9 protein-coding genes are annotated in these 12,713 nt (G+C 72.8%); 2 read left to right on the forward strand and 7 right to left on the reverse strand.

Going from position 1 to position 12,713, the window contains the following annotated elements; all coding sequences use genetic code 11:
• Positions 1-6: 6 nt before the first annotated feature.
• The 5 genes from tap to ACIRB4_RS30985 form a co-directional block, all read right to left on the reverse strand.
• Positions 7-2,373 (reverse strand): telomere-associated protein Tap, encoded by a 2,367-nt coding sequence (gene tap, locus ACIRB4_RS30965; RefSeq protein ID WP_403295854.1) that lies wholly within the window; start codon positions 2,371-2,373, stop codon positions 7-9.
• Positions 2,374-2,466: 93 nt separating this feature from the next.
• On the reverse strand, positions 2,467-2,688 hold the full coding sequence (locus tag ACIRB4_RS30970) for a hypothetical protein (protein ID WP_403295855.1): 222 nt from the start codon (positions 2,686-2,688) through the stop codon (positions 2,467-2,469).
• Between the two features lie 40 nt (positions 2,689-2,728).
• The gene (locus ACIRB4_RS30975) at positions 2,729-3,679 is read right to left on the reverse strand and encodes a PhzF family phenazine biosynthesis isomerase (RefSeq protein WP_403295857.1); all 951 of its coding nucleotides are present in this window, start codon (positions 3,677-3,679) and stop codon (positions 2,729-2,731) included.
• Positions 3,680-3,734: 55 nt separating this feature from the next.
• Positions 3,735-5,258, reverse strand: a complete 1,524-nt coding sequence (locus ACIRB4_RS30980) for a leucyl aminopeptidase (protein ID WP_403295859.1) — start codon at positions 5,256-5,258, stop codon at positions 3,735-3,737.
• A 45-nt stretch (positions 5,259-5,303) separates the two neighbouring features.
• Positions 5,304-6,200, reverse strand: coding sequence for a DMT family transporter (locus tag ACIRB4_RS30985; protein WP_403295891.1), 897 nt, complete (start codon positions 6,198-6,200; stop codon positions 5,304-5,306).
• Positions 6,201-6,334: 134 nt separating this feature from the next.
• On the opposite strand from ACIRB4_RS30985, the gene ACIRB4_RS30990 reads away from it, so the two are divergent.
• The gene (locus ACIRB4_RS30990; RefSeq protein ID WP_403295861.1) at positions 6,335-7,273 is read left to right on the forward strand and encodes a LysR family transcriptional regulator; all 939 of its coding nucleotides are present in this window, start codon (positions 6,335-6,337) and stop codon (positions 7,271-7,273) included.
• A gap of 58 nt (positions 7,274-7,331) precedes the next feature.
• On the opposite strand, the gene ppk2 is transcribed toward ACIRB4_RS30990, so the two are convergent.
• Positions 7,332-8,309 carry a polyphosphate kinase 2 gene (ppk2, locus tag ACIRB4_RS30995; protein WP_403295862.1) on the reverse strand — a complete coding sequence of 326 codons (978 nt, stop codon included), beginning with the start codon at positions 8,307-8,309 and terminating at the stop codon, positions 7,332-7,334.
• Positions 8,310-8,434: 125 nt separating this feature from the next.
• Positions 8,435-9,199 carry a methyltransferase domain-containing protein gene (locus ACIRB4_RS31000; RefSeq protein WP_403295863.1) on the reverse strand — a complete coding sequence of 255 codons (765 nt, stop codon included), beginning with the start codon at positions 9,197-9,199 and terminating at the stop codon, positions 8,435-8,437.
• Between the two features lie 365 nt (positions 9,200-9,564).
• On the opposite strand from ACIRB4_RS31000, the gene ACIRB4_RS31005 reads away from it, so the two are divergent.
• Positions 9,565-12,648 carry a glycoside hydrolase family 3 N-terminal domain-containing protein gene (locus ACIRB4_RS31005; RefSeq protein ID WP_403295865.1) on the forward strand — a complete coding sequence of 1,028 codons (3,084 nt, stop codon included), beginning with the start codon at positions 9,565-9,567 and terminating at the stop codon, positions 12,646-12,648.
• Positions 12,649-12,713: the final 65 nt, after the last annotated feature.

Here is a 12,713-nt window from a genome sequence, read left to right on the forward strand (position 1 = left end):
GTCTACCTACTCCCCGTCGTCCACGGTGGTGACGTCGCCGTCCTTGATGTAGCGGGCGAGGTTGAGCTCCTGGCCGTACCGCTCGCGTACGCCTTCGCCCCACAGCACGCTCTGGGTGCCCTCGTGCTTGACCATCCCGGGTGAGACACCGAGCCGGAAGCCGCCCGGCAGCGGCTTGCCGTCCCGGTACGGCAGGAAGTCCAGCGGGGACGGCCCGTCGGAGGCGTACACAGCGCAGTCGGAGAGGACCGCGACCGGGTACTGCCCCGTGGCGGCCGCGTGCCGGACCATCTTCCGGTGCATGTTGACGCGGGTACGGGAGATGACGGCGGCGCGGATGTCGGGCCGCCAGGTCGGGCGGGACAGGGCCCGCCAGGGCTCGCCCGGCTTCCACCCCTCGCCGCGGGGACGTTCGCGGAGCTTGCCGATGCCGCCCTTCACGGTGGCCTTGATCGCGGACAGCACGATCGCCAGCTGCGGGTCGCGCCGCCGGTAGCCCTCCATGGCCGCGAGGAACTCCTCCGGTGGCAGGTCGCCGGTGACGCCCAGGTCGGCCATGGTCGCCACATAGGCGTCGCGCAGCCGGTTGTACCAGCCGTCCAGATAGCGCCCGTTCTCGTACCGCACGTACGCCTCGGCCGGTTCCACGTCGTAGCCGAGCTCCACCGCGTACGCCACCGTGGGCGTGGCGTACCACGCCGGACCCTCGGGGCGTTCGCCCTTGGGCGTGAACGGGCTGGGCAGCAGGTCGCCTTCGAGGCGCCGCCACTCCTTGCCGACCAGCACGCGGGAGAGGTCGACGTGGGAGAGGTCGACCAGCCAGGAGCCGGGGAGCTTCGGGTCGAAGCGGGGGTTCTCGACGTGCGTCGGCGCTCCCAGGCCCACGGTCGTGCCGTTCGCGCCCGCGGCGAAGGCCATGTTCACGTCGATGCCGACGAGGTGCCGCTTGAGGCACTCGTCGTCGGTGAGCGGCCGCGCCCAGTCGTACGCCTCCTCCATCAGCACCTCGGCCGGGGTGCGCCGGTGGAACCTCGGCAGGTCCTTGAGCAGCGGGTGGCCGTCGGGGGCCTCGCACGGCGCGCAGTCGACCGGGTCCTTCCCCAGGGAGCCCGGGTTGTGCTCGCTGTGCCGGACGCCGTGCTCGTCCGGCTCGCTCGCCCGCGTGGGCGGATGGAGGGCGGTCATCAGCTCGAGGCCGGTGACGGCGGTGGAGCCTCGCGGCGTCATCACCCGGGACGCGTACGTGCCCAGGAGCCGGGCGAGGTCCGGGGGCGGCAGCTCGGCCGCGTCGCCCCAGTGCCGGGTGTCGAGCGCGTCCCATGAGGGGAGGCACAGCTGTACGCACATACGGTGCGAACCCTGCGCCGGGCGGTAGATCCGCGCCCACGGGCCGAACCCGCGCTTCGTCAGCTTCCAGTCGGCGCGCGCCAGTTGCCTGACGACCTTGTGGCTGTCCGGCAGCCGCCCCGACAGGCGCTCCTCCTCAGCGAGCCGGACCGGAAGGCCGTAGCGCCGGCAGGCGGCCTCGGTCAGCACGATCAGCGGGTCGGCGTCCCGGCCCGCCCCGCTGAGCCTGCGCGCGCCCAGTCTCGCGTCACGCAGCGTCCAGTCGACAAGCGCCGGGAGGGACTTGGCCGGCACGTCCAGGACGAGACCGCCGACGCAGTACGCGAAGACCTGCCCGTCGTCCTCGGCGTCCACGACGGCGAGCGGCCCGTGCTCGAAGCGCGGGTCGCCGGGGGCGGAGGCTGAGGCGTGGGCGGGCGCGGGGGTGGGCTTCGCCGCGGTGGTGCGGGCGGCCTTCGGTGCGGCGCTCCCGGCGCGCGGGCGCGGCGACGTCGTCGCGGCGGCGGCGGCGGGAGTGGCCGTGCGCGGCGTGGTTCGCCCGGCGGCCGGGGCGGGGGTGCCCGAGACCGGGTCGGGGAGCGAGGGGCGCGGACGAGGCCGAGCGGACTCGGCCTCGCGGGGGCCGGGCGTGGCGTGGCGGGTCGCGGTCGTGGAGGCGGGGCCGGTCGTGGGCGCGGGCGCGGACGTCGCCGTGTCCCGCGCTGGCGGCATGTCTTCGGCCGGCATGTCCCGCGCGGTCGCCGCGTTCGGCGCGGCCCGCATGTCCGGCGCGGTCGGCGTGTCCGCGGCCGGGTAGAGTTCCGCGAGCTTCTCCAGGAGGCGGGCGTACGCCTCCCGCTCCGGTGGCCTGGGTTCCGTCCGGCCCGCCTCCCACCCGCTGACGGTCGCGCGTCGCACCTGGAGGGCCGTGGCCACCTGGTCCAGCGTCAGTCCGTGGGCGGTGCGCAGCCGCTTGCGCTCGGCCGGTGGGGGGAGCGGGGAAGCGGACGCGATCAGCGCGTCGACGGCGTCGAACAACTCGGACATGGAACACCTCCGCGGCCACCCTAGCCCGCCCACCGTACGGATCGCGCACTTCTCGCGTACGGGTCGCGTACTTACCGGGCTCGCGGGGCGAGCTCACGGCGGCGACTCGGCCCATACGCCCGGGCCGCCGCCGCGCCACTCGATGAGGGGTGACTCCGCCACTTCGTCCGGCCCCAGCTCAAGCCCCACGGAGGCCAGCAGATCCGCTAAGTCCGCCACGCTCTCGGCCAGTCCGAGGATCCGTCCGTCCGCTCGGACACGGCGGCCGCCGGTCGCGGACGGCGGATGGACGACGACGGGCGGGTGACTGTGCATGAGACCACGGTGGCTCCGCCGCGGCCCCGACGCATCCGGCTTACTCCAGACGGCGCACCTCCGGGAGCGGTCGACCGGGGTGTGCCGGAGTGGACGCCAGCTCGGCCCGGAACGCGGTCACCGCGTCGCCGGTGATGGCCACCTCGAGCCCGCCGTCGGGCCGTACCTCGACGCGCACCCGGACCTCGCCGGGCCGTCCCATGGCCACCCCCTGGCGACCGGTGAAGTCGAGCCGCCCCTCGGGCGCCGGCACGATGCCGTGCCGTACGAGATAGGCGCCGAGCGGGCCGTGTCCGTTGCCGGTGACCGGGTCCTCGGCGATGCCGATCGCCGGTGCGAACATACGGGACCAGGTGAGGAGCCGGGCGTCGCTGGTGGCCCGGGTGAAGACGAAGAAGCCGTTGCTGCCGACCTCACGGCTGAGCGCCGTCAACGCCGAGGGGTCCGGTCGCAGCGCGTCGACGACGGCGCGGTCCCGGAGCTCCACGAGCACCTTGGAGTGGCCGGTCGACACGGTCTGGACGGGGGCGTTCTCCGCCAGGTCGGCGGTGCCGGCTCCCAGGGCTCGCAGCAGCCGGTCCACGCGGCCGCCGTCCAGCTCGGGCCCGAACTCCGCCCTTCCCTGGTGCATGCCGATCCGTACCCTCTCCCCGTCCCGGTGGATCTCCACCCGTTGGATCAACCCGGTGCCCGTCTTCTGCCGCAGCGATCGCGACGGCAGCCCGTACTCCACCGCACGGGCGAAGTGCGCCCCCACGGTGGCGTGCCCGCACGTGGGCACCTCGGTCGTGGGGGTGAAGAAGCGGACGCGTACGTCGTGGTCGGCGGCGTCCGGCGGCAGGACGAAGGCGGTCTCGGAGTTGTTGAGCTCCCGCGCGACCGCGAGCATCTCGGCGTCCGTCATGCCTTCGGCGCCCAGCACGACGCCCGCGGGGTTTCCCGTGAAGGGCGTCCGGGTGAAGGCGTCGACCTGATAGAGGACTCTCTTCACGGTCGGCCTCCTCGACCCGCGCACCGGGAGCGGCCCGCCCGCGACCCGGACCGGCTCACCGGTACGTCCCCGGCCGGTCGAGCGTGCCTGCGGCGGCGTCCTCGGCCAACCGGACCAGGGTGCGCACCGCGGAACCGGTGCCGCCTCTGGGGGTGCAGCCGTACGGCGCGCCTTCGTGGAAGGCCGGTCCCGCGATGTCGAGATGGGCCCAGGGGACGCCGTCCGGCACGAACTCCTTCAGGAAGAGGCCGGCCACCAGGCCGCCGCCCATCCGCTCACCGGTGTTGGCGATGTCGGCCACCGGGGAGTCGAGGCTCTCCCGCAGGTGGCCGGGGAGCGGCATGGGCCAGGCCTCCTCCCCGGCGCGCCCGGCGGCGTCGACGACCTGGTCGCGGAAGGCGTCGTCGCCGGACATGACGCCGAAGACGCGGTGGCCCAGGGCCATCTTCATCGCGGCGGTCAGGGTGGCCACGTCCACGAGGGCGTCGGGTTCCTCCTCGCCCGCGCGGACGAGGGCGTCGGCGAGGACCAGGCGTCCTTCGGCGTCGGTGTTGACCACCTCGACGGTCTTTCCCCCGTACATCCGCAGTACGTCGCCGGGCTTGGTCGCCGAGCCGGACGGCATGTTCTCGGCGAGGGGCAGCCATCCGGTGACACCGACCCGCAGCCCGAGCCGGGCGGCGGCCACCACGGCGGCGAGGACGGCGGCGGCGCCGGACATGTCGCGCTTCATGATCTCGTTGAAGCCGACCGGCTTGAGCGAGATGCCGCCGGAGTCGTAGGTGATGCCCTTGCCGACGAGGGCGAGGGTGGTCCGCGCGTCCGGGTGGCGGTAGGCGATCCTGACGAGGCGCGGCGGCCGCACCGAGCCCTGGCCGACGCCGAGGATGCCGCCGAAGGACTGCTCGGCGAGCGCCCGCTCGTCGAACACCTCGACGTCGAGCCCGTACTCCTCGCCCGCCGTCGTCACGGTGGCGGCGAAGGTCTCCGGCGTGAGGTGGTTCGCCGGCATGTTGACGAGGTCGCGCGCACGGTTCGTCTCCTCACCGATCACGGTGCCGCGCCGGACGGCGGCCGCGATGTCGTCCCGGGCCTGCTCGGCCGCCGGGATCACCAGTTCGCCGACGGGAGCCTCACGGTCGCCGGGGGTACGGAAGGCGGTGAAGGCGTAGGAGCCGAGGAGGCCGCCCAGCGCCACCGCCTCCGCCGCCTCGGCGGTGGCGACCGGAAGCGCGAGGACCGCCCGCCCGGTGCCGGTCAGGGCGCGGGCGGCGACAGCGGCGGCCCGGCGGAGTGCCTCCGTGGTGGGCACGCCGTCGTCGGCGGTCTCGCCCAGGCCGACCGCGAGGACCGTCTCGGCCTTCAGGTCCGCCGGGGCGGGCAGCTTGAGCGTCTCCCCCTCGGCGCCCGTCATACCGAGGCAGCCGAGCGTCGCGGCGAGCCTGCCGCCGAACGCCTCGCTCACGGCTTCCGCGCCGGGGGCCGGAACCGGCCCTCCGGGGCTCGTCACGACGCCGATCACGACGCAGTCCGCGGGCAGGGCCCCGGCGATGGGATCGGCCACGGCAAGGATCGTCACGTCACACTGTCCTGTTCTCTGGCGGTTTCCGGAGTGGGACACGACCTAGGGCCGCGCGGGGTGGGAAGGGAGCGGTGGGTGGGCCGAGGCGGCCGGAGCCGGCTTCTTCCGGCGTGTCATGGCGACGCCGACGAGAACGATCAGCATCCCCGCGGCGACCCGGAGGCTGAAGGGTTCGTCGAGCACGAGGGCGCCCAGCCCGACCGAGACGACGGGCAGCAGGTAGCCGACGGTCGCGGCGTTGGTCGCGCCTTCGTCGGCGATGATCCGGTACGTGAGGTGGAAGGTGATCCCGGTGGCGAAGATGCCCAGGATCACCACCACGACCAGGCCCGCCCGGTCGAGGTGCACGGGCGCCAGGCCACCGGCCGGCAGGCTCAGGGCGGTGAGTCCGGACGCGGCGAGGAGCTGTGCCGTGGAGAGGGAGAGGGTCGCGTACCCCTTTCCGACGAGGGCGCGCCCCATGTACGTGAAGCCGATCGCGTAGCTCGCCGCCGCGGCGACGATGGCGAGGGCGCCCCAGCTGACGATCCCGACCCCCTGCCACGGGGCGAAGATCAGCACCACGCCGCCGAATCCTAGCAGCAGGCCGCCCCAGCGCAGCGGGCGGACCCCGCGCTCCGAGCCGATGGCGATGCCGACGAGCAGGGACCAGAGCGGAGTCGTCGCGTTCAACACCCCCGCCACCCCGGAGTCGACCGTCTGCTGGCCGATGCTGAACATCGCGAACGGCAGCGCGTTGCACCAGAAGGCCGCGACGAACACACGGCCCCAGACGGCGCGTTCACGCGGGAGGCGCTGCCCGGACGCCAGGCAAAGGACCAGCAGCGTGCCGGTGCCAAGCAGGCAGCGGGCGAGGGTGACCTGGACCGGGGAGAGGGCCTCCAGGGCCAGTTCGATCCACAGGAAGGTCGAGCCCCACAGCAGGGCGAGCACCCCCATCCGGGCCAGGGCCCATGTCCTGCCTGCCGCACGGTTCACGCTCGTTCTCCTCCCAAATCTTCCCGGAGGAACGATGCCGCCCGTCGAACATAAGGACAATCAAAAGGTTCTGCACGACCATTAAGCTGTGCTACATGCTTGATCTGAGACGGATGCAGGTTCTGCGGGCGGTGGTCACCAGCGGCTCGGTGACCGCCGCCGCGGCGCACCTGGGCTACACGCCCTCCGCCGTGAGCCAGCAGGTGGCGGCGCTGGAGAAGGAAGCCGGGATCACCCTGCTCGAACGGGTGGGACGCGGCGTACGGCCGACCGCGGCGGGCCGGCTTCTCACCGAGCACACGGCGATCATCAGTCAGAACATCGCGGAGGCGGAGACGGCGCTGGCCGACCTGCGGGCCGGACGCACCGGAAGGCTTGCCATCCGCTACTTCACCTCGGTGGGCCCCACGCTCGTGGCGCCCGCCCTGGCCCGGCTCCGCCGCGAGCATCAGGGGCTGCGGATCGACCTGGGCCTGATCGACCCCGAAGACCCGTTGGCGGAGGTCGAACAGGGCGACGCCGACCTGGCGATCGTGGTCCGGCCCCGTGACGGTGGCGGGCAGCGGGGCATCCATCTGGTCCACCTGCTCGACGACGAGTACCTCGCCGCCATCCCCGCCGATCACCCGCTCGCCGCGCGCCGCGTGCTCGACCTCGCCGATCTCGCCGGTGAGCCGTGGATCGGCAGCGAACCGCCGGGGCCCTGCCTCGACGTCGTACTGGAGGCGTGTGCCGCCGCCGGCTTCAGCCCCGACGTCGTGGCGGAGAGCGAGGACTACGCCACCGCGCTCGGTTTCGTCGCCGCGGGCCTCGGCGTAGGACTCGTCCCCCGCCTCGGAGCGGCCGGGCGCCGCTCCGGCGTCGCCCTCCGCCGGGTCCGGCGACCGGAGCCGGTCAGGATCATCCACGCCGCGGTACGGGAGAGCACCCTGGACCAGCCCGCCCTGCGCACGCTGCTCCACACGCTGGAGCAGGCCGCGCGGCACCCGGCACCGGCCACCCCGTCACGGGCACGCCGGCCCGGGACGTCATGAGGCCGCGACGGCCCGGGCGGCGTGAGGCGCGGCGGCCCGGGCGGCGCGCGTCGGCTCCTCAACGGCCGGGGTGTTCGCCCGGTCCCTGCCGGAGGGGAGCCAGCGGGGTGGGCGAGAGCGCGGACGTCTCCTCCCCCGGTTCGAGAAGGGTGTCCGCGGCGCCGACGATGAGGGGGTCGGGTGAGCCCACCGCCTCCGGGTCCTTGCTCGCGTAGTCGATGCGTGACAGCAGGCTGCGCATGGCCTCCAGGCGCGCCCGTCGCTTGTCGTTGCTCTTGACCACCGTCCACGGCGCGTGCTCGGTGTCCGTTGCCCTGAACATGGCGACCTTGGCGGTGGTGTAGTCGTCCCAGAGATCGAGCGAGGCCAGGTCGGTGGGTGAGAGTTTCCACTGCCGCACCGGGTCCACCTGCCGGATGGCGAAGCGGGTGCGCTGTTCGGAGCGCGACACGGAGAACCAGAACTTGATCAGGTGGATGCCGTCCTCGACCAGCATGCGCTCGAACAGCGGGCACTGCTGGAGGAAGAGCCTGTACTCCTCCTCGCTGCAGAAGCTCATCACCCGCTCGACGCCTGCCCGGTTGTACCAGGAGCGGTCGAAGAACACGATCTCGCCGGGGGCGGGCAGGTGGGCGATGTAGCGCTGGAAGTACCACTGCCCCGCCTCGCGCTCGGTCGGCTTGTCCAGGGCGACGATCCGGGCGCCGCGAGGGTTGAGCCTCTCGGTGAACCGCTGGATGGTGCCGCCCTTGCCGGCGGCGTCCCGGCCCTCGCACACCACGACCAGCCGGGCTCCGGTGTCCTTGGCCCACCGCTGCAGCTTGAGCATCTCGATCTGCAGGATCCGCTTGGCCCGCTCGTACTCGCCGCGGCGGATCTTGCGGTCGTACGGGTAGTTCTCCTGCCAGGTGCGGATGGGGTCGCCCGCGGCGCTGAGCAGGACGGGTTGCTCGGGGTGCGTGTCGTCCACGCTCAGCCCCTTCAGCAGGTTTCGCTCCGTGGCTGCCTGGTCGTCTCCGCCGTTCGTCCCGCTCACGTGATCACCTCGTCGTCCGCAGCCCTGTCCCTACCAGTGTCTGCTGTGAAGAGGGGGAACGACGTAAACAGGGAAATCGGCATCGGCGGCGAGGACGTGGTGCCGTGGTGCCCGTCGTGCCGGGGTCAGGGTGCGGACAGCACGGCCACGTCATAGCGCTCGACCACCGGGACAGGGCGCGCCGCGGGTTCCTCCTGGGCGTCGGCCCGCAGACGCCGCAGGCCCTCCTGGAACTCCGCGGCGGTGAGCCGGGTGAACTTCGACTGCGGCCGGGACGCCATACGGGCGTGGTAGTCGCGCAGACCGGCGGTGACCGGCCGGGCGAAGGAGATGACCGTCCGGACCGTGAGGCCGGCCGCCGCGAAGTCGTCGAGCACCTCGGAGCGGGAGGGAAACCGCTGGGCGTCCAGCTCACGCAGGCGCGGCCAGTAGTCGTAGACCAGCGCGTCCAGCCGTTCGCGGAACGTCGTGCGGAGGACCACCACCCCGCCGGGACGCAGGACGCGGGCCAGCTCGCGGGCCGCCAGGACCCGGTCCGGCAGATGGTGGACCACCCGGGACAGCAGCGCGAGGTCGAACCGGTCGGAAGCGGTGGGGACGGACTCCGCGGTGCCCACCACGTACCGGACGGAGGGGTGGGCGTTGAGGAGCCGGGCCTGGGCGAGCATGGGCACGGAGGCGTCGACCCCGACCACCGTCGACGCGTTCAGCCAGCGGGCCATCGCCGCGCAGAACATGCCCGTCCCGGCTCCGATCTCCACGACGGCGGGCGCGGGCCGGTCCGTGAAGGAGCCGATGAGGTGCGTCCAGTCGCGCAGTGATCGCTCGGGCATCTCGTTGCCGCTCTGGTAGACGCCGGCCAGCCGCTCATCGTCATAGACCCTGCTCATGCCGGTGATGCTGCTGGTTCCGACCCTCCGGGGGCAAGACCGCCCGCCCTTCTCCGCCGTGACGTGACGAACAGCCCCACCTGCTCGCGCATTCACATGATGAACGCACAACGGGCCGCAGGGGCGGGAAACTTGGGATTCAGCCGATGTCGGCGTGAAGTCTTGACGGCACGGTGGCCTGACTGTTGACTCGCCGCACCGCGTGCGGGGAGCCCCTCGCCCGCCGCTCCGCACCCGCTTCCCGAGCCGCCCTCCCGGCCGCTCCCCCACGGGGCACGGCGCCCCCGCCCCTCCCCCGCACACGCCGGCCCCGCGGCACGAAACCCGACCCCGCACACCGCCCCTGCCGTACCGAAGGAGACGCAATGCCACGCCCCCGTCCCAGGAGCAGAACGAGTACGGCGTTGATCGCATCCGTCGCCGTCCTCGGCGGTCTGCTCGCCGGCGCCCTGCCGAGCGCCGCGGCCGCCGAGGATCCCGTGCCCGTGGCCGTCGACCGCTTCGAGGGGGAGATCCCCTTCGCGCACCCTCCCGCGGAGGGGATCTTCACCTGGGGCAGCGACGCCGACGACCATCCGGCCCTGCGGATCGAGGAGCGGGCCGACGCGCCCGAGGGCGCCAAGGTCCTCGAAGGCAGCTACGACATCAGCGGCTGGGGCGGTTTCAGCCACGACTTCGCCTTCGACGCACCGGCCCACGACTGGACCGCGTTCAAGGGCGTCCGCTTCTGGTGGTACGGCCAGAACACCGCGCCGCTGCCGCCCGGTTCGGGCAAGCGCGTCCACTTCGAGATCAAGGACGGTGGCGCGAACGGCGAGGCGTCCGAGCTGTGGACGACGTCGTTCACCGACGACTGGGAGGGCTGGCATCTCGTCGAGATCCCGTTCTCCGACTTCCAGTACCGCGCGGACTACCAGCCCGTCGGCGGCATCGACCAGATCCTCGGCCTGAACGAGATGTGGGGCTACGCCCTCACCCTGCCGCCGGGCTCGCCCGGCTCCTTCGCCCTCGACGGCCTGGAGCTGTACGGCAAGGCCGAACCGGCCCTGAACACCAAGGTCGTCACCGACGCCGCCGTGTACCCGGTCCGGGAGGGCGGCACCGCGCGGGTGCGGCTCTCGGTCGCCACCACGGGCTCCGGGCCGATCGACGAGCCGGTGACGGTCGCGTACACGACCGAGGGCGGTGCGGGCGGCGGCGCCGAGGCCGGCGAGGACTACACGCCGGTCACCGGCAGCGTCACCTTCCCGGCCGGCACGGCCTCCGGCACGTCCCGTTCGATCGCGGTGGCGACGACGAAGGACGGCGCCGCCGAGTCCGCCGAGACGATACCGCTCACGCTGACCGTCACCGGGGCCAAGGCCCCCGCGGAGACACCCCAGGTGGTGGTGGACGCCCACGGCCTGCCCTACCTCGACAAGCGGCTCCCGGTGAAGAAGCGGGTGGCCGACCTCCTCGCACGGATGTCGCTCGCCGAGAAGGCCGGCCAGATGACGCAGGCCGAGCGGAACGCGCTCAAGTCCCCAGGAGACATCGCCTCCTACGACCTGGGCTCGCTGCTCTCCGGCGGCGGCTCGGTGCCCACGCCCAACGCGCCCGAGGCGTGGGCGAAGATGGTCGACGCGTACCAACTGCGCACCCGGGCCACCCGCTTCCAGATCCCGCTGATCTACGGGGTGGACGCGGTGCACGGCCACAACAACGTCATCGGGTCGACGATCATGCCGCACAACATCGGCATCGGCGCCGGCCGGGACCCGAAGGTCGCCGAGAGGACGGGCGCCGTCACCGCGAAGGAGGTGCGGGCCACCGGCATCCCGTGGGACTTCGCGCCCTGCCTCTGCGTCACCCGCGACGAACGCTGGGGCCGCTCGTACGAGGCGTTCGGCGAGGATCCCGCCCTGGTGACCGCGATGGAGACCGTGATCAACGGCATGCAGGGCGCGCCGAACGGGAAGGACCTCGACCGCAACGACAAGGTGCTCACCAGCGCCAAGCACTTCGTGGGCGACGGCGGTACCACGTTCGGCTCCTCGACCACCGGCTCGTACACGATCGACCAGGGCGTCACCGAGGTCACCCGCGAGGAGCTGGAGGCGGTGCATCTCGCGCCGTTCGCCGAGGCCGTCGAGCGCGGCGCGGGCACGGTCATGCCCTCGTACTCCTCGCTGGACGTCCTGGGCGACGACCGGGGGCCGGTGAAAATGCACGCCAACGCCGAGATGATCAGCGGCGTCCTCAAGGACCGGATGGGCTTCGACGGCTTCGTCATCAGCGACTGGCAGGCCATCGACCAGATCCCCGGGGACTATCCGAGCGATGTCCGTACGTCGGTCAACGCCGGCCTCGACATGATCATGGTGCCGACGAACTACCAGGACTTCACCCGGATCCTGGCGGACGAGGTGGCGGCCGGGCGGGTCGGCCGGGCGCGCGTCGACGACGCGGTGTCCCGGATCCTGACGCAGAAGTTCAGGCTCGGCCTGTTCGAGCGGCCGTACGCGGACACCACCCACCTCGGAACGGTCGGCTCCGCCGAGCACCGCGCCGTGGCGCGCGAGGCGGTGGCCAAGTCCCAGGTGCTGCTGAAGAACGACGGCGATGTGCTGCCGCTGAAGACGTCGCAGAAGGTGTACGTCGCCGGTTCCAACGCCGACGACCTCGGCAACCAGGCCGGCGGCTGGACCATCAGCTGGCAGGGCTCGTCCGGCCGGACGACGACGGGCACCACGATCCTCGAAGGGATGAGGAAGGCCGCCCCCGACGCCGAGATCTCCTACTCCAAGGACGCCTCCGCCGCCACCGACGGCTACGACGTCGGCGTGGTCGTCGTCGGTGAGACGCCCTACGCCGAGGGCTTCGGGGACGTGGGCAACGGCCATGACCTCGAACTGAGCGCGGCCGACAAGGCGGCCGTCGACAAGGTCTGCGCCGCGATGAGGTGCGCGGTCCTGGTCGTCTCCGGCCGCCCCCAGCTCATCGGGGACCGGCTCGGCGGCATCGACGCCCTGGTCGCGTCCTGGCTCCCCGGCACCGAGGGTGACGGCGTCGCCGACGTCCTCTACGGCAAGCGCCCCTTCACCGGGCAGCTCCCGGTGACCTGGCCCAAGTCGGAGGCGCAGCTGCCGATCAACGTCGGTGACGCCGCCTACGACCCGCAGTTCCCGTACGGGTGGGGCCTGACCACCCTGTCCAAGGCACCCGCCGGCGGGGAACCCGCCCTGAAGGCCATCGCCTTCGCGGCCCGGGTGCTGGAGGCGACCGGTCGCGGAACGTCGGCGGAAGGCAGGAAGCTGGTCGCCGAGGCCCGGATGATCGTGCAGCGGCGGATCGGCCAGGACATCACCGAGGCGACGGCCAAGCCGTTCGCCGAGGCGGATCATCTGCTCCTGACGGGCGATCTCACCGGCGCCGTCGGCAAGCTGACGGCGGCTTATCGGGCCGCGTGAGGACTCGGGTGAGCACCCCGGTTCGGAACACGTGAGGCCCTGGAGGGGAATCCCTCCAGGGCCTC

It is taken from the genome of Streptomyces sp. NPDC093600 (assembly GCF_044764755.1).
Lineage (GTDB): Bacteria > Actinomycetota > Actinomycetes > Streptomycetales > Streptomycetaceae > Streptomyces.